Here is a 21,339-nt window from a genome sequence, read left to right as displayed (position 1 = left end):
GCTCGGCAGCGGCCTCGGCTTCGGCCTCGGTCCCGGCGTCCAGCTCGACAGCGATCTCGGCTTCGGCCTCGGTCCCGGCGTCCAGCTCGGCAGCGGCCTCGGCTTCGGCGTCCGCACCGGGCTCCGGCTCGACTGCGTCAGCAGCCTCGCCAGCAGTGGGCTCACCAGCCTCCACCGCGCTCTCGGCCTCGGCCGGCACCGCGCCGTCCGACCCGACGGCAGTGTCGTTGTGGCCGTCGGGGTCGAACGCAGGCCCCGGCCGCTCGACCTCCGCCGCGTCCGGCCCCACCACTGGCTCGCTCATCCGTCGTAATCCTCGTCCTCATCGCCGGCGTGCACCTGTGCCTGCGCCTGCTCCAACGTCCCACCGACCCACGTCACCTGCAGCGGGCCGAGCGGGTCCTCCTGTTCGAACGCGAGCGACTTCTCCCGGTACAGCTCCAGCAACGCCAGGAACCGCGCGACGACCTCCATGGTCTCCGTGCAGTCCGCGACGATCTCCGCGAACGACGCCGTGCCCCGCTCGATCAGCAGCGCGCGGAGAAGATCGGCCGTCTCGCGGATCGACACCCGGTGCTGGTGGATGTGCGCGACCGACAGCGTCCGCTTCTGCTTCGGCCGGAACGCCGCCGCGGCGATCAAGGCGAACCTGTCGGGCGTGACCCCGAGCATCACCTCGGGCAGCAGGCCCTCGAAGCGCGGTTCCAGCGACACCGACCGCGGGTAGCGGCGGTACGCGCCCTGTTCCAGCTCGGCGAACAGGGCCGCCACCTGCTTGTACGCGCGGTACTGCAGGAGACGGGCGAACAGCAGGTCGCGGGCCTCCAGCAACGCCAGGTCGTCCTCGTCCTCGACGTCACCGGCGGGCAGCAGCCGGGCGGCCTTCAGGTCGAGCAGCGTGGCCGCGATGACCAGGAACTCGGTGGTCTCGTCGAGGTCCCACGACTCGCCCATGGCGCGGATGTGCGCGATGAAGTCGTCGGTGACCTGGTGCAACGCCACTTCGGTCACGTCGAGCGTGTGCTGGGAGATCAGCTGCAGCAGCAGGTCGAACGGGCCCTCGAAGTTCGTGAGCCGAACCTTGAACTTGCCGTCGTCGACCGGAGACTCAGCGGGGACTTCTTCTGTCACTGCTCGCGCAACCTGCGTACCAGCAACGACGCCTCACCGTGCGTCTCCAGGTCGTCGAGCACGATGGCGATGGCCTCGCGCACCACCCGTCCGCGATCGACGCCCAGCCCGTGCGACGCGCGCAGCATCAGCCGCGCCTGTTCCAGGGCCAGCAGCTCCTCGTCAGACACGTACACCGTGATCTTCGTGGTGTGCTTCGTGCGACCGGAACCGCGGCGCTGAACAGGCGGTTCGACGACGTCCGAGATCTCGGCAGGCGCGGACGTCAGCCGGAAGAGCTCCGCCGCGCCCGGCAGTGAGGGGCGACGGTTCACCGGGCGATCACCTCGCGGGCCAGGGCGCGGTAGGCGTTGGCACCGGAGGACCGCGGCGCCCAGCGCGTGATCGGCTCACCGGCCACGGTCGTCTCCGGGAAGCGCACCGTGCGGTTGATGACCGAGTCGAACACGATGTCGCCGAACGCCTCCACGACGCGGGCCATGACCTCGCGCGAGTGCAGTGTGCGCGGGTCGAACATCGTGGCGAGGATGCCGGTGATGTTGAGCTTGGGGTTCAACCGTTCCTTGACCTTCTCGATGGTGTCGATGAGCAGCGCCACCCCGCGCAGCGAGAAGAACTCGCACTCCAGCGGGATCAGCACTCCGTCCGCGGCCGCGAGGGCGTTCACCGTGAGCAGGCCGAGCGAGGGCTGGCAGTCGACCAGCACGTAGTCGTAGTGGTCGATGACGGGACGAAGGGTGCGCACGAGCGTGTGCTCGCGCCCCACCTCGGACACGAGCTGGATCTCGGCCGCCGAGAGGTCGATGTTGCTCGGCAGCAGGTCCATGTCGTCGACCATGGTCTTGCGGATGACGTCGCGGACGGCGGTGTCGCCTTCCATGATGACGTTGTAGATCGTGGTTTCCAGCTGGTGCGGGTGCACGCCGAGGCCGACGGACAGCGCGCCCTGCGGGTCGAAGTCGACGAGCAGCACGCGTCTGCCGTACTCGGCCAGCGCCGCGCCCAGGTTGATGGTCGACGTCGTCTTGCCGACGCCGCCCTTCTGGTTGCACACCGCCAGGATCTTCGCCGGGCCGTGGTGCAGCAACGGCGGCGGATCCGGGATGTGCCGGCGCGGGCGGCCGGTCGGTCCGATGCCGTCGACCTGCTCCTGGGCGACGTCGTCCACCGGCGCGGCGTGCGGAGCCAGGCTCAGTTCGGCACGGGGCGCGAAAGCGTGCTCCGGTGTCGACATGGCTGGCGTTCCCTCACTGGTCGTAGTCGTCTCTCCGGGCGCAGCCTAGGCCGCACCCGTGCGAGCGGCAACGCGCCTCGCCGAGCTTTGTCAAGACTTTGTTAGGCCAGAACATCCGCTCGTGTACGCCTGTCAGCAGCGGAAAGCACCACGTCGAGCAGGCCTGGGAAGAGAAGGTCCAGGTCATCTCGGCGCAGTGACACCCAGCGCTGGTTGCCGCGGCAACGTGTTCGGGTGATGCCCGCTTCGCGCAGCACGCGCAGGTGCTGGGAAAGGGTCGACTTCGCCACGTCAACCTCGAAGGCCCCGCACAGCCTCTCGCCGCTCAACTGGATCTGGCGAACGACCGCGAGCCGGGTCGGGTCGCTCAGCGCGTGCAGCACAGCGGCGAGATCGATGGCCTGTGGGGACGGCTCGTCCAAGTTCGGCACCTGACCACCGTACCCGTGGAAGCCTCATGTTCCAGTGGCCCGAGGGTGTGCAGTTGCGTAGACCTCCCTCAAAGTCGTAACGGTTACCAGTGTGTACACCTGAGTGGTGGTAACGGATGCGTGCCCGAGAAGTTCTTGCACCACCCGAACGTCCGCACCCCCTTCCAACAGATGGGTGGCGAACGAATGTCGCAACGTGTGCGGAGACACCGCGGCGGTGATCCCGGCATCCTCCGCGGCGGTCTTCAGCACGGTCCACGCGCTCTGCCGGGAGAGCCTTCCTCCGCGCGCGTTCAGGAACAACGCGGGCGTGCCACGACCCTTGGCCGCCAACGCCGGCCGCGCGCGAACGAGATAGGCGTCCACGGCCGCCAATGCCGGGCGCCCCACCGGAACCAGCCGCTGTTTCCCGCCCTTTCCGTCGAGCAGCACGGTGCGCTCGGCCGCGTCGATGTCGTCCACGTCGAGCCCGACCACCTCGGAGATCCGGGCTCCGGTCGAGTACAGCAGCTCCAGCAACGCCTTGTCCCTGAGGTTTCCCACGTTGTCGAGCAGTGTCAGGACATCGTTGACAGGTAAGGCTTTCGGCAGCCTCTTCGGTGGCGAAGGCGGGTGCACGGCCCGTGCGGCGTCGTGTGGCACGACGCCCTCGCGGTGCGCGAAACGATGTAGTCCGCGCACGGCGACCAACGTCCGGGCCGCCGACGACGCCGCGAGCCCGCTCTCCCGCAACGCCGCCAGGAACTCGCTCACGTGCAGCTCGGTCACCGCGCCCAGGTCCGTGATCCCGGCGGACTCCAGGTGCTCGGTGTAGCGGCGCAGATCGCGGGTGTAGGAGTCGAGCGTGTTTCGGGCCGTGCCGCGTTCCACGGCGAGGTGGTCGAGATAGCTCGCCACCAGATCTGCTATCACGCCAGCCCTTCCAGCACGATCTCTCCGTTGCGCGCGTTGACGCCCTTGGCCAACGCCGGATCCTCCGCGACCGCCCGTTCGAAACCCTTGTCCGCCAACGCGATGACGTACGGCAGCGTCACGTTCGTCAGCGCGTACGTCGACGTGTTGGGCACGGCGCCCGGCATGTTCGCGACGCAGTAGAACACGGAGTCGTGCACGCGGTACGTAGGCGCGTCGTGCGTGGTCGGCCGCGAGTCCTCGAAGCAGCCGCCCTGGTCGATCGCGATGTCCACGAGCACGCTGCCGGGACGCATCCGGGACACCAGGTCGTTGCTCACGAGCTTCGGCGCCTTCGCACCGGGCACCAGCACCGCGCCGATCACCAGATCCGCCCAGCGGCACGCCTTCTCGACCTCGTAGGCGTTCGACGCGATCGTCTGCAGGTGCCCGCGGTAGGTGAAGTCGATCTGCCGCAACCGGTTGACGTTGTTGTCCAGCACGACCACCTCGGCCTGCAGCCCGACGGCCATGGTCGCCGCGTTCAGCCCGGCCACCCCGGCGCCGATCACCGCGACCTTGCCCGCCGCGACACCGGGCGCGCCACCCAGCAGCACGCCGCGGCCGCCCTGCGCGCGCTCCAGGCAGTGCGCGCCGACCTGGGCCGCCATCCGCCCGGCGATCTCGCTCATCGGTGCCAGCAACGGCAACGACCCGTCCGGCAGCTGCACGGTCTCGTAGGCGACGGCGGTGATGCCCGACGCGGCGATCGCCTTGGTGCACTCCGGGCTCGCCGCGAGGTGCAGGTACGTGAAGAGCACCTGGTCGCGCCGCATCCGGTGGTACTCCGGCTCGATCGGCTCCTTGACCTTCAGCACCAGGTCCGCGAGCCCCCACACCTCGTCGGCGGCGGAGGCGATCCGCGCACCGGCGGCGACGTACTCGTGGTCGGGAAAGGACGAGCCCGCACCCGCGTCGTGCTCGACGACCACCTCGTGCCCGCGGCGCACCAGCTCGACCACACCCGCGGGCGTGATGGCGACGCGGTACTCGTGGTTCTTGATCTCCTTTGGGACACCGACCAGCATCGTCGCAGCGTATTCCCGATGTCGATCTGCTGCATCGGATAACGTGCCAGCCGTGTCAGACGTATTCGGGCCAGAACACCAGCGCATCGGCAACCAGCAGCGCGAAGAGGCGATCACCGCGCTCAACGACCACTTCGCGCTGGCACGGCTCGACATCACCGAGTACCAGAGCCGGGTGAACCGCGCGTCCGGCGCGCAGACCTACGCGGAGCTCGCGGAGTTGTTCCGCGACCTGCCGCAGCCGCACCCGCCGTTCCTCGCGCCGCCGTCGATGCCGTTCGCGGCCGTGCCTCCGCCGCCCCCGGCCTACGCGCCCCCGCCCACCCAGCAGCCGTACTACCCGCCGCCCACCGGCCCGCAGTACGCCGTTCCGCCGCCTCCCGGCATGGGTTTCCCGAACCCGGCCGCCCCGTACGGCTACGACCCGATGACCGGCGTGCCGCTGTCGGACAAGTCGAAGATCGCCGCGGGCGTGCTGCAGCTGTTCCTGGGCAACCTGGGCATCGGCCGCTTCTACACCGGCCACGTCGGCATCGCCGTCGCCCAGCTGCTGACGTGCGGTGGCTGCGGCATCTGGTCGTTGATCGACGGGATCATCATCCTGGTCAACGGCGGCACGGACGCCCAGGGCCGCAAGCTCAGGGACTAGCCGGTCTCGGCGGCCGCCTTGACCGAGGCGGCCTCCGTCTCGACGTACCGCCTGGTCAACGACCGCGTCATCAGCCAGGCGAGCCCCGACGCGAACCCGGACATGGTCAGGCCGAGGGTGAGGCGGCTGCCGTCGGGATGCGGTTCGACCTCGTGCACGCCGGTGACGGTGACGCCGGGCGACCGGGACTCCCAGGTGAACGACGCCCCGTCGGTGAGCTCGGTGACCGTCCACACCGCCGGGGACAGCCGGGGCTGCCGCAACCGGGTGCGCGACCCGACGGCGAGCGGTCCGTCGTCCAGCCGTTCCACGGAGTCGACCGTCGGGATCAGCTCGGGCCAGCGCTCAACGTCGGCGATCAACGCCCAGACGCGCTCCGGCGAGGCCGAGATGACAACCGTGTGCTGCACGCCAGGCATGCGCCGAAGTCTAGATTCCGGAGAGATTGCGGCCCACGCCCCATACGGCCGCAACGACGAGCACGGCGACCCCGACCGACTTCGGCACGGATCGCTGCTCACCGGTCCACTTGTCACGCGTCCACCGCGAGAACAGCCACACGGCCAACGGCACGCCCAACGTGAGCAACACGGCGTTGTAGTGGAACGCGCCGACGACATCACCGTGCAGCAACGCGTGCACCATGCGCGTGCCCCCGCACCCAGGGCAGTTCAGCCCGGTCAGCCACTTGAACGGGCACTTGGGCAGCAGGTTGCCGGGCTGGTTCGGGTTCACGAACAGCAGCAGCACCGCTCCCGCGCCGCCAAGAGCGAGAACGCTGAGCGGCGCGCGCAACCGCGTGAACGCACCACTCAGCGTCTTCATCGCTCCAACTTACTTCTTGCGCGCGACGAACCTGGTCGGCTTGTCGCGGAAAGGTGCGTCGGCGGGACGCGGCTCGGCGCGACCGTCCAGCACCTCGCGGGCCGCGAGCAGCCCGGCCACCGAGGACGCGTTCACGATCTCGCCGGACAGCACCATCCGCACGGCCTCGTCGATCGGGAAGCGGTGGACCTCCAGGTCCGCCTCCTCCTCGCCCTGCACCTCGCGGTCGACCTCGGACAGCTCACGCGCCAGGAACACGCGCACGACCTCGTCGGTGAAACCCGGTGAAGCGGCGACGTCGACCAGCACGTCCCACCGCTCGGCGTCGAGCCCGACCTCCTCGGCCAGCTCCCGGCGCGCACCCACGACCGGCGCCTCGCCGTCGTGGTCGAGCAGGCCCGCGGGCAGCTCCCACAGGTGCCGCCCGAGCGGGTGCCGGTACTGGTGGATCAGCGTGACCTGGCCTTCGTCGTCCACCGCCACGACCGCGACCGCGCCGGTGTGCTCGACGATCTCGCGCTTGGCCGTGCCGCCGCCGGGCATCTCCACCTCGTCGACGCGCAACGCGAGGATCTTGCCGACGTGCACGTCCTCGCTGGAGACCGTCCGGAAGTCGTGCCTGGACGTCACTTCGAGGCTCCCGCCGTCAGCGGCAGCCGGTCGGCCACCCGGTAGTCGATCGCGGCCTTCACGAACGCCGCGAAGAGCGGGTGCGGCTTCGTGGGACGCGACTTGAGCTCCGGGTGCGCCTGCGTGGCCGCGTAGAACGGGTGCACGTCCGCGGGCAGCTCGACGAACTCGACCAGGCGACCGTCCGGCGAGACACCGGAGAACACCAGACCGGCCTCGGTCAGCTTGCCGCGGTAGGCGTTGTTGACCTCGTAGCGGTGGCGGTGCCGCTCGGACACCTCGGTCGTCCCGTACGCGGAGGCGACCACCGAACCCGGCGTGAGCTTCGCGATGTACGCGCCGAGCCGCATCGTGCCGCCCATGTCGCGCTGACCGGCGACGACGTCCTGCTGGTCGGCCATCGTGGAGATGACCGGCGAGCCGCCCTCTTCGAACTCGCTGGAGTTCGCGTCCTCGATGCCCGCGAGGTTGCGCGCGGCCTCGATGACCATGCACTGCAGGCCGAGGCACAGGCCCAGCGTCGGCACCCCGCGCGTGCGGGTGTACTTGAGCGCGCCGATCTTGCCCTCGATGCCGCGCACGCCGAACCCGCCGGGGATCAGGACCGCGTCCATGCCGGACAACGCGCGAGCCGCGCCTTCCGGCGTCTGGCACTCGTCCGACGGCACCCACTTGATCTCGACCTTGGCGTGGTGCGCGAACCCGCCCGCACGCAGCGCCTCGGTGACCGACAGGTAGGCGTCCGGCAGGTCGACGTACTTGCCGACGAGCGCGATCTTCACCGTCTCCGTCGGGTTGTGCACGCGCTCCAGCAGGTCGCCCCACACCGTCCAGTCGACGTCGCGGAACGGCAGGTCGAGGCGGCGCACCACGTAGGCGTCGAGGCCCTCGGCGTGCAGCACCTTCGGGATGTCGTAGATCGACGGCGCGTCCACGGCCGCGACGACGGCGTCGGTGTCGACGTCGCACATCAGGCCGATCTTGCGCTTGAGCGAGTCCGGGATCTCGCGGTCCGCGCGGCACACGATCGCGTCGGGCTGGATGCCGATGTTGCGCAGCGCCGCGACGGAGTGCTGCGTCGGCTTGGTCTTCAGCTCACCGGACGGCGCCAGGTACGGGACCAGGCTGACGTGCAGGAAGAAGACGTTGTCGCGGCCGACGTCGTGACGGACCTGCCGGCACGCCTCCAGGAACGGCAGCGACTCGATGTCACCGACCGTGCCGCCGACCTCGGTGATGACCACGTCCGGGGTGACGCCGTCGGCGTCCGGCTCGGCCATCGCGCGGATGCGGCGCTTGATCTCGTCGGTGATGTGCGGGATGACCTGGACCGTGTCGCCCAGGTACTCGCCGCGCCGCTCCTTGGCGATGACCTCGGAGTACACCTGGCCGGTGGTGACGTTCGCGTCGCCGCTCAGATCCCGCGCGAGGAACCGCTCGTAGTGGCCGATGTCGAGGTCCGTCTCCGCACCGTCGTCGGTCACGAAGACCTCGCCGTGCTGGAACGGGTTCATCGTGCCGGGGTCCACGTTCAGGTACGGGTCGAGCTTCTGCATCGTTACCCGCAGGCCGCGCGAGGTGAGCAACTGGCCGAGGCTGGAGGCGGTGAGCCCCTTGCCCAGGGAGGACGCGACGCCTCCCGTGACGAAGACGTGCTTGGTCGTACGTGCCTGCTGCACCAACGGGGCTCCCGTGAAAATCGTGGGGGTAAATCCCCCTATCCACGGGCCATAACGCTAACACGCCGCCGGTCACTCAGCGCACCACGACCCGGCAGATCACATCACCCGATCGGCGCAGCGAGGGGTTTTGCCGAACTCCGCCCGGTACAGGCCGAGATCGGGAATCGTTGGTCACGTGACCTTCGACGTGGCAGGGAGCGCCGGACGAGCCGTGCACGACCGCTCCGCGGCGTGGCGATTCATTGAGGGTTTCGCGGCCGCGTGGGCCGAACCGATCGAGGCCCAGGACGGCTGGAACCACGCTGACCTGGACGCCGCCGAACACCGTCTGGGCGTGCGGCTGCCGGACGCCGTGCGCGACGCCTACGCGTTGTTCGGCAAACGCCCCGACCTGACGAGCAACCAGGACTGGCTGCTCACCCCGAGCGAGCTCAGGCTGACCGGCGAGGTCGTCGTCTTCCGCCGGGAGATCCACGCCCTCACCTCGTGGGCGGCGGCGCTCGACACCGCCGACCCCGCCGTCGTGCACGAGACGGAACGCGGCTGGGAGCCCTGGCTCCCGCGCTTCTCCGCCGCCTGCGTCGAACTGGTGCTGTCCGAGGCGTTGTTCCGCGACGGCGCCGACACAGCGGACAGGGAGACGTCCGAGGCGGACATCTCCCTGATCGAGGAGCACTTCACCCTGCTGCCGCTGAACAGTCCGGGCACCCGCTGGTTCGCCTCCGACGACGTGATCCTCCGCGAGGAGCACCGCGAGTGGCTGTGGGTCCGCGCCCGCACGCCGGAAGCGTTGGAGCTGCTGGTGAAGCGGTTCCCCGGCGCCTGGGAGTACTAGCCGGCCGCGCCCGGCGAGGACGCCTCGGCGTTGCCCGCCACGCCGTACCGGCCCGACCGCCCCTCCAGCTGTTCGCGCAGCGCCATCACCACGACGACCTGACCGGCCGGGGTGTCGGAGTTGTCGACCGTGGACAGCACGGACGTCGCGTTGGTGTCCGCGCGGACCACGCCGATCGCGCCGGTCCCGTTGGCCGACCCGTTCGCCCCGGCGAGCACGACACCGGCGCTCGACCGGTCGAGCTGAGTCGCGAAGCGCGCGATCGTCGAGGCCCGGTCCGCCGCCGAGTCACCGATCGCGGCACCACCGGTGAGCACGATCGCGAGCTGCGCGGGCTTCACGCCCGAGGTCGCCTTCACGAAACCGGCGTTGGAGAGCCCGGCGAGCGCGGAAGCCGTCTCGTCGGCGGTGGCCTGCGGTTCGTTGGTGGACGGGTTGAGCAGCAGCAACGTGCCGAACAGCGCGCCCGCGCGGGTGCCCGGGTCGGCGGCGGTGGGCAGCTGCGACCCGGCGGGCTGCAGGCGGGCCACGAGGTCGCGGAGCTGGTCGCCGCGGGACGGGTCGGCGAACGCGTCGGTCAGCTGGACCTCGCCGGTGACGGTGGCGCCGGCGGACTTCAGCAGGCCGGACAGGGCGTCCCGATCGGACGGACGCGCGTCCGAAGTGGTCACCAGCACCACGGTCCGGTCGGTGAGCCGGTCCTTGACCGCGAGCGGGCCGACGGACGCGGCGAACTTGTCCGCCTCGGTCAGCTTGGCGTTCAACGCGTTGCGGTCGTTCTGCAGGTCGTTCACCTGCTGTGCCAACGAGTTCTTCTCGTCGCTCAACCCGGAGAGCAGCCGCCCGCTGATCGCGGTCGACCCCAGCACGACACCGACCGCGAGCGCGAGGAACACCGCGGTGATCGAAACTATGTGGTAGCGCAGCGAGATCACGAGAAGAACCCCTTGAACCAGTTGACGACGGATTGCCACGCGTCGACCACGATGTCGACGTAGACGTGACCGACGCCGGACACCGCGAGTGCCGCCACCATGGCGACGATCGCGGCGGTCACCAGCAGGACGATCACGCCCAGCGACACCCGGCTGCGGTGCAGCGTCGCGACGGCCTCCCCGTCGACGAGCTTGCTGCCGAGCTTCAGCCGGGTGAGGAACGTGGAGGGGTTGGAACCGGAGTGCCCGCGGTCGAGGAACTCGCGCAGCGTCGCGCGCAGCCCCACCGTGACGACCAGGGACGCCCCGTGGGCCTCGGCGAGCAGCAACGCGAGGTCCTCCGCGTTGCCCGAGGCGGGGAACGTCACCGCGCCGATGCCGAGGTCCTGGATCCGCTGCAGGCCGGGCGCGTGGCCGTCGGTCTGGGCGGGCACGACCACCTCGGTGGCCGCGCGCAGGGACGCGGTGCCGATGCCGTCGGGGTCACCGACGATCACGTCCGGCTTGTACCCGGCGTCGTGCAGCGTGTCCGCGCCGGTGTCGACGCCGATCAGCACCGGCCGGTACTCGCGGATGTACTTGCGGAGCTTGCGCAGCTGTTCCGCGTGCGACGGTCCACCCGCGACGACCAGCACCTGCCGGTCGCGCATCGGCACGTACACCTCGGGGACGCCGACACCGTCGAGCACCAGCGCGCGTTCCCTGCGCAGGAACTCGATGGTGTTGGCGGAGAAGGCCTCCAGCTGCGCCGACATGCCGGCCTTCGCCTCGATCATGGCGTCGGCGATGCTCTCGGCGTTCTGCTCGATCCCCTTGGCGAGCTCGCGCTCCCCCGCGTACACGACACCTTCGTGCAGCCGGATCTTGGTGCCTTCCTTGATCTCGCGCAGGGCGACGGCACCGACGTTGTCGATCAGCGGAATGCCCGCCTCGATCAGCAGTTCCGGTCCGAGATTGGGAAAACGGCCGGAAATCGACGGCGAGGCGTTCACGACACCGACCACCTCGGCCGCGACGAGCGCCTCCGCGGTGCGCCGGTCGAGGTCGACGAGGTCGAAAACGGCCACATCACCGGGACTGACGCGCCGCACCAGGTCACTCGCGCGCCGATCGACCCGCGCGACGCCCGTGACACCGGGAAGTTCGTGGTTAGTGCGGCTCAGCAACCCGGAAAGCTTCATGCGTCCGATAGTGACTCACGGTGCGCACGCGACAGGTGAGGCACGCCGGGCAATTCACGCTGGTCAGTCGTCGGGGTGAATTACTACGGCTCCAAACGCGAGAACCGTTGCCGCGATCAACACCCAGACCCCGTTGCCGAACCCGGCTTGCAGGCCGGGATCGATGGCGATGTTGCCCTCCTTGTGAAAGCTGATCGCGTTCAGCAAATACACGAACAGCATTCCGGTGACACCGGCGAGCGCGGCGGCTCCGGCGAATGCGACCTTCCGCCACCGCAGACCCAGGAGAACGACTGCGGCGGCAGCCACCGCCGGAATGCCGAAGAGCGGGCCGTGTTCGTCTTTCGTGCCACCGAAGTGCGTGCTCCAGCCCGTGGTGACGTACGCGGTCTGCGGCTGGTCCGGTGCCAGCCGGATCAGCAGTTCCGACAACGGCAGGAACGTCGCGGTGACCGCCGCCGCGGCCGCCAGCACGAGAAGTGCCGCGCTGAGGAGTTTCACGCGGGCTCCCGTTGGGCGGCAATGGCACCGATGAGCGCGATCAGCGTGCCGATCACGAGGAAGACCAGACCGAACCCGATCGCGAAGTCACCCTGCTGCTCGACGGCGTGGCCGCGTTCCGACACGACGAGCGCGGCGGTGACGCCGACGGCGCCCACCTGGGCGGCGGCTCCGGCCAGTGCGGCGCGGCTGACCCAGATCCCGGCGACCAGCAGCGCGGCCGTGACCGCGACGGGCACCCCGTACCAGGGCGAGAGCTCACCGGCGGGCCAGTCGCCCGGCTTGTTGACGATCTCCGTGCCCCAGGCCCTGACGACGACCTCGACGTCACCGGCGTACGTGGTCGCGTACCACGGCAGCACCATCGCCGTCGCGGTCAGCACCACCCCGGCCGCGATCAACGCCACCGCCGTCGGTCTCCCGATCACCGCATCTCCCGCTGCTCGGCGTCCGGAACCGCGATGCCGAACGGCGGCGTGTCGTCGGCGCTGTCGAGCTGGTGCACGACCACTTCCTCTTCATCCGCTTGATCCTCTCGGGCCTCCCGCTTCCCCTGCGCGAGGGCCGCGCCGACCAGTCCGGCGACGGCCCCCGCGGCCAGCAGGTACATGCCGCTCAGGACCTTCAGCGTGGCCGACTGCCCGTTGGGGCCGGGCCAGCTGCTCATGATCGTCTGAAGCTCCAGCGCCCGCTGCCAGTAGGCGAGCGCGAGCCCGGCGAGCACGCCCGCCGCCGCCATCGCCACGACTCTGGCGACGGACGCCGTCCGGTTCCGCAGCGTCAGCACGGCGGCCACCACAATCGCCACAGCGGTGACGATCACCAGCGAGCCGAAGGCGTGGAAGGGGTCGATCAGATCCAGACCAGTCGGTTCCGCGACCACCCACAGGGTCGTGGTCAGCGTCTCGTCCGGTCCCCCGTACCCGCGGAAGAGGGTGAGGTAGGCGTCCTGGAGGGTCCCGGCGACCGCCAGCCCCGCCCCCAGCACGAGCAGGAGCACGGCGATCCTTCGACGATCAGTCACTCTTCTGCTCTTTCGGTTCCTGCGGTTCCACGATCACCGGAATCCCGTACGGCGGCGTCTCGCTCTCATCGCCCTCGACCTGGTGAATCACCGCACCGTCCGCGTCGACGACCGGCTCGCGCACCCGGCGCGGCAACTCCTGGTGCAGCACCGCCGACACGATGCCCACCCCGGCCGCGATGATCAGCATCGTGACCCCGTCCCCCTGCTCGACGTCGAACGGCACCGGCACCTCGAGGTCGCGGAGCTTCTCGACCGTCCTCTGCACGCCGATGACCGCAGACCAGGCCATCCCGGCCAGCAACCCGGCACCGAGCAACGACCCCACCCGCACCGCGGGCACCCGGAAGGCCACCACCGCCGCCAACGCCATCACCAGCGCGGCCGCCACCACGGGTTCACCCGACCCCAACGGCCCGAGCATCAACGCCCCGCGGAAGTCGTCCCGTTCGGTGACCCACGACGTGGCCTCGAACCGCAGCGTCCGCCCCTGCAGCTCGACCTGCACGGAGTAGGCCATCAGGAACGTCGCCGCCACCGCCAGCCCGGCCGCGACGAACACCAGGACCGCCCCGAACACCCGGCGCGTGGTCACAGATCCGGTCCACCTTCCACCGCACCACCGTGTGCGTCCGCTGACCGGAACTCGGTCACACCTCCATCATGCCGAACGCCGCCCGCCACGGCGGCACAGGAACCGCAACCAAGCCCACCGCAAAGCCGCCCGAACGTGGCCGGTGCTCACCGGTGACACCCGCGGCGCCGGAATCGTGAGGCCGCCCAACGTCCAACTCCGGAGTCGGGGACGACCCGAGTCCTCACCGGAATCGTGAGGCCGCCCAGCGGCCAGTCCCAGGCTGCTCTCCGAAACCGCCCGCCGCTCGAACCCACCGGCCCGGCCCACGCCCTCCGCAGGCACCGTGCGCGCGAGATTTGTGTGAGGGCGCAAAGCACCCGAACTGCGGGGTCTGGGGGTCGTCCCCCAGAAGACACAACGCCCCCGAGCTCGTCTTCTCAGGCCTTCTTCTTGCGCCTCCGCACCACCGGCGCAGCCGACTTGTCGGCCTTCGCCGCCGCCAGCAACTCCTCGGCGTGCGCACGCCCCGTGTCGGTCGAGTCCATGCCGGCCAGCATGCGGGCCAGCTCGACCACCCGTTGCGTCTCGTCGAGCTTGCGCACCGCGGACCTGGTGAACGTGCCGTCCGCGGACTTGTCGACGACCAGGTGCCGGTCGGCGAACGCCGCCACCTGCGGCAGGTGCGTCACGACGATGACCTGGTGCGAGCGGGCGAGCCGGGCGAGCCGGCGGCCGACCTCGACTGCCGCGCGGCCACCGACACCGGCGTCGACCTCGTCGAACACCAAGGTCGGCACCGGATCGGAGTGCGACAGCACGACCTCCAGCGCGAGCATCACGCGCGAGAGCTCGCCGCCGGACGCGCCCTTGTGCACCGGCAGGGCCGGGGCGCCGGGGTGCGAGATGAGGCGCAGCTCCACGTCGTCGACGCCGGACGCGCCCGCGTGCAGGATCGACCGGCCGACCGCGAGTGCCTGCGGGTCGCCGGCTTCGGCGTGGCGGGGGCGCACGGCGAGCTCGACCGAGGCGTGCGGCATGGCGAGGCCGTCGAGCTCCTCGGTGACGGCCTTGCCGAGTTCGAGCGCGGCCTCGACGCGGGCGGCGGTGACCTGCTCGGCGAGCTTGGCCAGTTCGACGGCCAGCTCGTCGCGGCGGGCGGCGAGCGCGGTCAGCGCCTCTTCGGAGGTGTCGAGGCCGTCGAGACGGGCGCGGGCGTCGTTCGCCCACTGGATCACGCCGTCGACGTCCGCCGCGTACTTGCGGGTCAGCGCCTTCAGCTCGGCCTGGCGCTGCAGCACCTGCTCCAGCCGGCCGGGGTCCGCCTCCAGGTGGTCCAGGTAGCCGGAGATCTCGGCGGCGACGTCGGCCAGCAACGTGGCCGCCTCGACGAGCCGCGGCTCCATCTCGCGCAGCCGGGGGTCCTCGGACGCGGACAGGCGGCGCGCGGCCTCGGAGATCAGGCCCAGCGCGCCGGGGTTGTCCGGGTCGCCCTCCAGCGAACCGGACACGGCGAACTGCGCGCCCTGGGCGGCCTCGCGGAGCTGGTCGGCGTCGGCGAGACGGCGCGCCTCGTCGTGCAGCTCGGCTTCCTCACCGGGCAACGGGGCGACCGCGTCGATCTCGGTGAGGCCGTGCCGCAGCAGGTCGGCCTCGCGAGCCAGCTCGCGCGAGCGTTCGGTGCGTTCCTTCAGCTCCGTCGAGACGCGCAGCCACTCCTCGCGGATGCGCTGGTACTCGCGCAACGGCTCGGCCACGTCGTCGCCGGCGAAGCGGTCCAGCACGCCGCGCTGCTCGGTCGGGCGCATGAGCCGCAGCTGGTCGTTCTGGCCGTGGACGGCGATCAGCTGCTCCGCCAGTTCGGAGAGCACGCCGACCGGCACGGAACGGCCGCCGACGTGGGCACGGGACCGGCCGTCGGAGCCGACGGTGCGGATCGCGATCAGCGACCCGTCCTCGTCCGGCTCACCGCCGACCTCGTCCGCCACCTTCGCGGCAGGGCTGCCCGCCGGAGCCTGGAAGCGGCCTTCCACCACCGCTTTGTCGGCTCCGGTGCGCACCCGCGACGCCTCCGCACGGCCACCGCCGAGCAGGTGCAACCCGGTCACGACCATGGTCTTGCCCGCACCCGTCTCACCGGTGACGACGGTGAATCCGGGATCGAGTTCGAGCGTGGCCTCGTCAATCACGCCAAGGCCATTGATGCGCATCTCGGCCAGCACAGGGCGAACCTTACTTGTCGGGTCCGACAGTTTTTCGCGGGCACCATAACGAGCGAGTGCCGATGCACCGAGCGGCGCGATCAGCCTGCCGATGGCCCCCGCCATCCCTTCACCGGCAGGGCGAACTTCTCGACCAGCCGGTCCGTGAACGGAGCCTGGCGCAGCCGCACGACCTTGAGCGGCACCTCGCCCTCCACGATCTCGATCCGCGCGCCCGCGGGCAACTCGAACGTCCGCCGCCCGTCGGCCGACAGCGCCGCCGGGTGCCCGGTCTGCTCGATCTCGAACGCCACGTGCGACTTCGGCGAGACGACCAGCGGCCGCGCGAACAGCGCGTGCGCGTTGCTCGGCACCACCAGGATCGCCTGCACGTCCGGCCACACGACCGGGCCGCCCGCGGAGAACGCGTACGCCGTCGAACCGGTCGGCGTCGCACACAGCACGCCGTCGCAGCCGAACGCCGACACGGGCCGTCCGTCGACCTCGACGACGACCTCCAGGATGCGTTCGCGGATGAGCTTCTCGACGCTGATCTCGTTGAGCGCCCACGTCTTCACGACGACCTCGTCGCCCACCTTCGCGACGAGGTCGAGCGTCATGCGCTCTTCCACGAAGTAGTCGCGCTCCAGCACGTGGCCGACCGCCTCGTGCAGCGCGTCCGAGTCGGCTTCCGCGAGGAACCCGACGCGGCCCAGGTTGACGCCCAGCACCGGAACACCGGCGGGGCGGGCCAGTTCGGCACCGCGCAACAGCGTGCCGTCACCGCCCAGCACCAGCACGAGCTCGGTGCCCTCGGCCGCGTGGTCGTCGGCGGGCACGACCTTGGTGCAGCACGACGGGCCGAGGTCACGCGCCTCGTCGTCGAGCACCCTCGTCGTGACGCCCCCGACCGCGAGACGGCCGGCGACCTGACGGGCGAGATCGATGTTGCTCTGGTGGCCGGTGTGGACGACCAGCAGGATTTCCCTCATTGGGGCCCTTCTGCGACAGCGGTGCGCACCATCTCCGCGGCGTCCGTCGGATCGCCCTTGCGGAGCCAGAGGAAGTACTCGACGTTGCCGGACGGGCCGGGCAGCGGGCTCGCGACGACCCCGTGCACCGCCAGACCCAGTTCCGCGGCTGCCTCGGTCACTTCGAGGACGGCGGCGGCGCGCAGCTCCGGGTCGCGCACGACGCCACCGGAGCCGAGACGTTCCTTGCCGACCTCGAACTGCGGCTTGACCATCGGCAGCAGGTCGCCCTCCTCGTCGAGGCACGCGGCGAGTGCGGGAAGCACAAGCCTCAACGAGATAAACGAAAGATCCGCCACGACGAGTTCAACTTTGCCGCCGATGTCCTCCGGAGTGAGGGTGCGGACGTTGGTCTTGTCCTTGACCACGACGCGGTCGTCGGTCTGCAGCTTCCAGTCGAGCAGGCCCCTGCCGACATCGGCCGCGACCACCTGCTTCGCGCCGTGCCGGAGCAGGACGTCGGTGAAACCACCGGTGGACGCGCCGGCGTCGAGGCATCGCCGGCCGGTCGGATCGATCTTGAAGCCTTCGAGCGCGCCGATCAGCTTGTGCGCGCCCCTGGACGCCCAGTTGGGGTCGTTGTCGAGGTCCCTCACCACGACCGCGTCGGAGGTCTCCACGGCGGTCGCGGGCTTCGTCGCGACGGTGCCGCGCACCGTGACGCGGCCGTCCGCGACGAGTTGGCTGGCGTGCTCACGGGACCTGGCGAGCCCCCTGCGCACGAGTTCGGCGTCGAGCCGCACCCTGCGAGGCACTGTGCATCACACCTTGTCGATGCTCGACAGTGCGTCGGTGAGCGTCGCGTGCACGGCGTCGAACCGCGCCACGTGCTCGGCGAGGGGAACGTTCTCGAGCCCGTCGAGCCTCGCCAGCGCGCCGTCGATGGCGTCAGCCGGGTTGGGCGGCGGTCCGGGCAGGGGGTAGCTCACGACTCTTACGGTAGCCGATGCAGTACCGACAGGTCCGCGCCGACATACGTGGGCCGCTCGTCTTCCGGAAGCGCTTGCGCCTCTTCAGCCGTGGACACACCCGTGAGCACGAGCAGCGAGTCCATGCCCGCGTTGACCGCGCCCAAGATGTCCGTGTCGAGCCGGTCGCCGATGACGAGCGGACGGTTCGCCTGCAGCTCCTTCGCCGCCTGCTGCAGCAGTGGCGTGGCGGGCTTGCCCGCGACGAGCGGCTCCTGGCCGGTCGCGGTCCGCAACGCCGCGACGAGGCTGCCGTTGCCGGGCAGCAGCCCCCGCTCGGTGGGCAGGGTGGCGTCGACGTTGCACGCCACCCACAGCGCGCCGTTGCGGATGGCCACCGCGGCCTCGGCCAGCTCGCGCCAGCCGAGGTCCATGCTCAGGCCCTGCAGCACCGCCGTGGCGCCCTCGGCCTCGTTGGTGGGGATGAGCCCGCGCTTGAGCACCTCGGCCTCCAGGGCCTTGGTGCCGAGCACGAGCACGGTGGTGCGCTTCGGCAGGCGCTCGGCCAGCATGGCCGCGCCCGCCTGCGCGGAGGTGCTCACCTCGTCGATGCTCGTGTCGAACCCGAGCTCGACGAGGTGATCCGCGACCGCCTGCGGTGAACGAGAGGCGTTGTTGGTGACGAACCGGATCCCGAGGCCTTTCGCCCTGGCTTTCGCGATCTCCTCCGCGGCGCCGGGCACGACCTCTTTGCCGCGGTAGACGGTGCCGTCGAGATCGATCAGCAACGCGTCGTACCGGTCGACCAACGTCTCGCTCACTGCTGCGCGGTCTCCTCGCTGTCTTCCCGGGTCAGCTCGAACGCGCGCTCGGCGGCGTCCGTCTCCCCCTCGTCGTCAGCCTCGGCGGCGTTGAGGAACCACTTGACCGCTTCCTCGGTACGACCGGCCGCGGCCAGGTTGTCGGCGTAAGCGTAGAAGAGCCGCGCCGAGTAGGGCGTGCGCTGCCCCGGATCGAGATCCGGCCCCTGCAACGCCACCACAGCCGCTTCGAGCTGCCCCATGTCCCGGCGAGCACCGGCCGCGACGATCCGCAGCTCGATCTCGTCCTCCTGGCTCAGCTCCTTGACCGCGGGGTCCTTGGCCAGATCGATCGCCCGCTCCGGCCGCCCGAGCGCCCGCTCGCAGTCGGCCATGATCGCCAGGTGGCCCGGCCCGGGCATCATCCGACGCGCGGCCCGCAGCTCGCTGAGAGCCTCGGCCCACTCGTCCGCGAAGTAGGCGGTCAACCCGGCCGCCTCCCGCACCACGCCGACCCGCGCCGCCTTGCTGCGCGCGTACCGGGCGTGCTCCAGGGCCAGCTCGGGCTCCTCGTCGATCAGCAGCCCGGCCGCGGCCAGGTGCCTGCCGACGATCTCCGCGAGCCCCTTGGGCAGGCTGCGCAGCTCGGCCCGGATCTCCGGGTCGAGCAGCGACAGGTCGGCCTCTTCCGGCAGCTCGGGACGGCCACCGCGGGGGGCGGGGGCGTCATCGCGGTCGTCGGCCTGGCGGTCGTCGCGGTCGTCGGCACGGTTGTCGGCACGGTCGTCGTTCCCGGCCCGCTCATCGCGGTCCTCGGCACGCTCGCCGTCTTGGTTCGCCTCGCTGTCGTCGCTGTCCTCCGCGTCGGCGTCAGCCGGACGAACGTCACGGTCCTCGCCGCTGTCAGCCTCGGCGTCGCCGGCGTCCGAGCCGGCAACCGTCTCCCGGTCGTCGCCGGTGGCAACGTCATCGGAGGCCTGCTCACGGCTCGCGGCGGCACGGCTGGCCGCAGCACCGTCACCCAGGCGGTAGCCGGTGCGCTCGCCGGCGTCCGACGTCACCTCGGACTCTTCGGCCTGACCGGTGGTCTCCTGCTCGGCAAGGCGCTCCTGGAAACGCGCCGCGCGCTCACGGCTGCGCTCGTCACGACGGTCACCGGAGTCATCCCGGCGGTACCCGCCACGATCGCCGGCGCGGTCGGAGCGGAAGCCGCCCCGCTCACCCGAGCGCTCGCCGCGGTTACCAGAACCCTCGCCCCGGTAACCCGAGTCGCTCTTGCGGTAACCACCGCGCTCGCCCGAACGCTCGCCGCGGAAGCCACCCCGATCACCTGACTCGTCGCGGCGGTAGCCACCGCGGTCGTTCGAGTCGCTCTTGCGGTAACCACCGCGGTCACCGGAGTCGTCGCGGCGGTAGCCACCGCGGTCGCCCGAGTCGCTCTTGCGGTAACCACCACGTTCGCCCGAGCGCTCGCCGCGGAAGCCACCCCGGTCGCCCGAGTCGTCCCGGCGGTAGCCGCCGCGGTCGCCCGAGTCAGTCTTGCGGTAGCCGCCACGGTCGCCGGAGTCGCTCCTGCGGAAGCCACCGCGATCGCCGGAACCCTCGCCGCGGTAGCCACCCCGGTCGCCGGAGTCGCTCCTGCGGTAACCGCCACGGTCACCGGAACCCTCGCCGCGGTAACCGCCACGGTCGTTCGAGTCGCTCTTGCGGTAACCACCACGGTCGCCAGAACCTTCGCCGCGGAAACCACCGCGGTCGCCGGAGTCGTCCCGGCGGTAGCCGCCGCGGTCGCTCGAACCCTGGCGGTGGCCACCAGGACCCCCGCTGCGGTAACCACCACGGTCACCAGCGCCATCCCGGCGGAAGCCACCGCGCTCGCCCGAGCGCTCGCCGCGGAAGCCACCGCGGTCGCCCGAGTCGTCCCGGCGGTAGCCACCGCGGTCACCAGAGTCGGTCTTGCGGTAGCCACCGCGGTCACCGGAATCGTCCCGACGGAAGCCACCGCGATCGCCAGAGTCGGTCCTGCGGTAGCCACCGCGGTCGCCGGAGCTCTCGCCACGGAAACCGCCGCGGTCGTTCGAGTCGCTCTTCCGGTAACCGCCACGGTCACCGGAATCGTCCCGACGGAAGCCACCGCGATCGCCAGAGCGCTCGCCGCGGAAACCACCGGAGTCGCTCTTGCGGTAGCCACCGCGGTCGCTCGCACCCTGGCCGCGGTAACCGCCGCGGTCGCCGGAGTCGTCCTTGCGGTAGCCGCCGCGGTCGCCGCCTGAGCGGAAGCCTCCACGGTCACCGGAGTCATCCCGGCGGTAGCCGCCGCGGTCGCCGGAGTCGCTCTTGCGGTAGCCGCCGCGGTCGCTGGAACCCTGGCCGCGGTGGCCGGCGCGGTCGTCTCGACGGTCGCTGCCGCGGTTGCGGTCGCCGGAGCTCTCACCACGCTGGTAGCCGCCGCGGTCCTCACGCGGCTTGAAGTCGCGGCGGTCGCCGCCGCGGTCGTCTCGGTTGTTGCTGAACTTCCGATCGCCTGCTGAGCGGCCACCCTCGGAACGGCGCGGTCGGTCTCCCTGGCCACGCTGACGGTCGCCGGGACGATCCCCGAACCTGGACACCAAATCCTCCTATGGACACGCTGAAAGGGGCTTGTGAGCGAGCACTGTAGTTGTGCCCCGCAATCACAAGCCCCTTCAGGGAAGAAGTTCGGCGGCGACCTACTCTCCCACACCGTAACCAGTGCAGTACCATCGGCGCAGAAGGGCTTAACTACCGGGTTCGGAATGGGACCGGGTGT

At 70.7% G+C, this 21,339-nt stretch carries 25 protein-coding genes and 1 rRNA gene; 2 read left to right on the top strand and 24 right to left on the bottom strand.

What is annotated here, in order from left to right; all coding sequences use genetic code 11:
- The 7 genes from ACWEIJ_RS38575 to ald form a co-directional block, all read right to left on the bottom strand.
- On the bottom strand, positions 1 to 304 hold a 304-nt coding region (locus ACWEIJ_RS38575), incomplete at its 3' end, for a hypothetical protein (protein WP_449842223.1).
- Positions 301 to 1,131 (bottom strand): segregation and condensation protein A, encoded by an 831-nt coding sequence (locus ACWEIJ_RS38570; protein ID WP_449842222.1) that lies wholly within the window; start codon positions 1,129 to 1,131, stop codon positions 301 to 303. The genes ACWEIJ_RS38575 and ACWEIJ_RS38570, both read right to left, overlap by 4 nt.
- Positions 1,128 to 1,400, bottom strand: coding sequence for a hypothetical protein (locus ACWEIJ_RS38565; protein WP_449842324.1), 273 nt, complete (start codon positions 1,398 to 1,400; stop codon positions 1,128 to 1,130). The genes ACWEIJ_RS38570 and ACWEIJ_RS38565 overlap by 4 nt, the downstream gene beginning before the upstream one ends.
- Before the next feature lie 41 nt (positions 1,401 to 1,441).
- A complete protein-coding gene (locus tag ACWEIJ_RS38560; RefSeq protein WP_449842221.1) occupies positions 1,442 to 2,365 on the bottom strand; it encodes a ParA family protein in 924 nt (307 codons plus the stop codon).
- A gap of 101 nt (positions 2,366 to 2,466) precedes the next feature.
- Complete coding sequence (locus tag ACWEIJ_RS38555) at positions 2,467 to 2,796, bottom strand: ArsR/SmtB family transcription factor (RefSeq protein ID WP_449842220.1); 330 nt, start codon at positions 2,794 to 2,796, stop codon at positions 2,467 to 2,469.
- 24 nt (positions 2,797 to 2,820) lie between these two features.
- Positions 2,821 to 3,696, bottom strand: a complete 876-nt coding sequence (xerD, locus tag ACWEIJ_RS38550; protein ID WP_449842323.1) for a site-specific tyrosine recombinase XerD — start codon at positions 3,694 to 3,696, stop codon at positions 2,821 to 2,823.
- 8 nt (positions 3,697 to 3,704) lie between these two features.
- Positions 3,705 to 4,775, bottom strand: coding sequence for an alanine dehydrogenase (gene ald / locus ACWEIJ_RS38545; RefSeq protein WP_449842219.1), 1,071 nt, complete (start codon positions 4,773 to 4,775; stop codon positions 3,705 to 3,707).
- Positions 4,776 to 4,827: 52 nt separating this feature from the next.
- On the opposite strand from ald, the gene ACWEIJ_RS38540 reads away from it, so the two are divergent.
- A complete protein-coding gene (locus ACWEIJ_RS38540) occupies positions 4,828 to 5,424 on the top strand; it encodes an NINE protein (protein ID WP_449842218.1) in 597 nt (198 codons plus the stop codon).
- Here the strand turns inward: ACWEIJ_RS38540 and ACWEIJ_RS38535 are convergent.
- Genes ACWEIJ_RS38535 through ACWEIJ_RS38520 form a run of 4 tightly spaced genes read right to left on the bottom strand, consistent with a single transcriptional unit; the run spans position 5,421 to position 8,558 of the window.
- Complete coding sequence (locus tag ACWEIJ_RS38535) at positions 5,421 to 5,843, bottom strand: SRPBCC family protein (protein ID WP_449842217.1); 423 nt, start codon at positions 5,841 to 5,843, stop codon at positions 5,421 to 5,423. The two genes, ACWEIJ_RS38540 and ACWEIJ_RS38535, sit on opposite strands and share 4 nt — an antisense overlap.
- A gap of 10 nt (positions 5,844 to 5,853) precedes the next feature.
- Entirely contained in the window at positions 5,854 to 6,249 is a 396-nt protein-coding gene (locus ACWEIJ_RS38530; RefSeq protein ID WP_449842216.1) for a DUF2752 domain-containing protein, read from the bottom strand.
- Positions 6,250 to 6,258: 9 nt separating this feature from the next.
- Complete coding sequence (locus ACWEIJ_RS38525; protein ID WP_449842215.1) at positions 6,259 to 6,879, bottom strand: NUDIX domain-containing protein; 621 nt, start codon at positions 6,877 to 6,879, stop codon at positions 6,259 to 6,261.
- On the bottom strand, positions 6,876 to 8,558 hold the full coding sequence (locus ACWEIJ_RS38520) for a CTP synthase (protein WP_449842214.1): 1,683 nt from the start codon (positions 8,556 to 8,558) through the stop codon (positions 6,876 to 6,878). Before ACWEIJ_RS38520 ends, ACWEIJ_RS38525 begins: the two co-directional genes overlap by 4 nt.
- 178 nt (positions 8,559 to 8,736) lie before the next feature.
- On the opposite strand from ACWEIJ_RS38520, the gene ACWEIJ_RS38515 reads away from it, so the two are divergent.
- Positions 8,737 to 9,396: a hypothetical protein gene (locus tag ACWEIJ_RS38515; protein ID WP_449842213.1), complete on the top strand. Its 660-nt coding sequence runs from the start codon at positions 8,737 to 8,739 to the stop codon at positions 9,394 to 9,396.
- Here the strand turns inward: ACWEIJ_RS38515 and ACWEIJ_RS38510 are convergent.
- From ACWEIJ_RS38510 to rrf, 13 genes are all read right to left on the bottom strand, one after another.
- The gene (locus tag ACWEIJ_RS38510) at positions 9,393 to 10,331 is read right to left on the bottom strand and encodes a copper transporter (RefSeq protein ID WP_449842212.1); all 939 of its coding nucleotides are present in this window, start codon (positions 10,329 to 10,331) and stop codon (positions 9,393 to 9,395) included. The genes ACWEIJ_RS38515 and ACWEIJ_RS38510 overlap by 4 nt on opposite strands.
- Entirely contained in the window at positions 10,328 to 11,512 is a 1,185-nt protein-coding gene (gene steA, locus ACWEIJ_RS38505; RefSeq protein WP_449842211.1) for a putative cytokinetic ring protein SteA, read from the bottom strand. The genes ACWEIJ_RS38510 and steA overlap by 4 nt, the downstream gene beginning before the upstream one ends.
- A gap of 63 nt (positions 11,513 to 11,575) precedes the next feature.
- The gene (locus tag ACWEIJ_RS38500; protein ID WP_449842210.1) at positions 11,576 to 12,013 is read right to left on the bottom strand and encodes a hypothetical protein; all 438 of its coding nucleotides are present in this window, start codon (positions 12,011 to 12,013) and stop codon (positions 11,576 to 11,578) included.
- Positions 12,010 to 12,441: a hypothetical protein gene (locus ACWEIJ_RS38495; protein ID WP_449842209.1), complete on the bottom strand. Its 432-nt coding sequence runs from the start codon at positions 12,439 to 12,441 to the stop codon at positions 12,010 to 12,012. The genes ACWEIJ_RS38500 and ACWEIJ_RS38495 overlap by 4 nt, the downstream gene beginning before the upstream one ends.
- The gene (locus ACWEIJ_RS38490; protein WP_449842208.1) at positions 12,438 to 13,037 is read right to left on the bottom strand and encodes a hypothetical protein; all 600 of its coding nucleotides are present in this window, start codon (positions 13,035 to 13,037) and stop codon (positions 12,438 to 12,440) included. Before ACWEIJ_RS38490 ends, ACWEIJ_RS38495 begins: the two co-directional genes overlap by 4 nt.
- Positions 13,030 to 13,632 carry a hypothetical protein gene (locus ACWEIJ_RS38485; RefSeq protein ID WP_449842207.1) on the bottom strand — a complete coding sequence of 201 codons (603 nt, stop codon included), beginning with the start codon at positions 13,630 to 13,632 and terminating at the stop codon, positions 13,030 to 13,032. The genes ACWEIJ_RS38490 and ACWEIJ_RS38485 overlap by 8 nt, the downstream gene beginning before the upstream one ends.
- A gap of 419 nt (positions 13,633 to 14,051) precedes the next feature.
- Positions 14,052 to 15,833, bottom strand: a complete 1,782-nt coding sequence (gene recN / locus ACWEIJ_RS38480; RefSeq protein WP_449842206.1) for a DNA repair protein RecN — start codon at positions 15,831 to 15,833, stop codon at positions 14,052 to 14,054.
- Positions 15,834 to 15,913: 80 nt separating this feature from the next.
- Positions 15,914 to 16,804, bottom strand: coding sequence for an NAD kinase (locus tag ACWEIJ_RS38475; protein WP_449842205.1), 891 nt, complete (start codon positions 16,802 to 16,804; stop codon positions 15,914 to 15,916).
- Complete coding sequence (locus tag ACWEIJ_RS38470) at positions 16,801 to 17,598, bottom strand: TlyA family RNA methyltransferase (RefSeq protein ID WP_449842204.1); 798 nt, start codon at positions 17,596 to 17,598, stop codon at positions 16,801 to 16,803. Before ACWEIJ_RS38470 ends, ACWEIJ_RS38475 begins: the two co-directional genes overlap by 4 nt.
- 6 nt (positions 17,599 to 17,604) lie before the next feature.
- Positions 17,605 to 17,772 carry a hypothetical protein gene (locus ACWEIJ_RS38465; protein ID WP_198681245.1) on the bottom strand — a complete coding sequence of 56 codons (168 nt, stop codon included), beginning with the start codon at positions 17,770 to 17,772 and terminating at the stop codon, positions 17,605 to 17,607.
- Positions 17,773 to 17,777: 5 nt separating this feature from the next.
- Positions 17,778 to 18,572: an HAD-IIA family hydrolase gene (locus tag ACWEIJ_RS38460; RefSeq protein WP_449842203.1), complete on the bottom strand. Its 795-nt coding sequence runs from the start codon at positions 18,570 to 18,572 to the stop codon at positions 17,778 to 17,780.
- Complete coding sequence (locus ACWEIJ_RS38455) at positions 18,569 to 21,160, bottom strand: hypothetical protein (RefSeq protein WP_449842202.1); 2,592 nt, start codon at positions 21,158 to 21,160, stop codon at positions 18,569 to 18,571. The genes ACWEIJ_RS38460 and ACWEIJ_RS38455 overlap by 4 nt, the downstream gene beginning before the upstream one ends.
- Positions 21,161 to 21,246: 86 nt before the next feature.
- Positions 21,247 to 21,339: ribosomal RNA gene (gene rrf / locus ACWEIJ_RS38450) — 5S ribosomal RNA — on the bottom strand; the annotation flags it as partial.

It is taken from the genome of Lentzea sp. NPDC004789, assembly GCF_053601075.1.
This window is presented reverse-complemented; position numbering and strand designations above follow the sequence as displayed.

What these genes read in the sequence shown, in the direction of transcription:
- ACWEIJ_RS38560 (WP_449842221.1), bottom strand. Translation starts at nt 2,365, where the DNA reads ATGTCGACACCGGAGCACGCTTTCGCGCCCCGTGCCGAACTGAGCCTG.
- ald (WP_449842219.1), bottom strand. Translation starts at nt 4,775, where the DNA reads ATGCTGGTCGGTGTCCCAAAGGAGATCAAGAACCACGAGTACCGCGTC.
- ACWEIJ_RS38535 (WP_449842217.1), bottom strand. Translation starts at nt 5,843, where the DNA reads ATGCCTGGCGTGCAGCACACGGTTGTCATCTCGGCCTCGCCGGAGCGC.
- ACWEIJ_RS38530 (WP_449842216.1), bottom strand. Translation starts at nt 6,249, where the DNA reads ATGAAGACGCTGAGTGGTGCGTTCACGCGGTTGCGCGCGCCGCTCAGC.
- steA (WP_449842211.1), bottom strand. Translation starts at nt 11,512, where the DNA reads ATGAAGCTTTCCGGGTTGCTGAGCCGCACTAACCACGAACTTCCCGGT.
- ACWEIJ_RS38475 (WP_449842205.1), bottom strand. Translation starts at nt 16,804, where the DNA reads ATGAGGGAAATCCTGCTGGTCGTCCACACCGGCCACCAGAGCAACATC.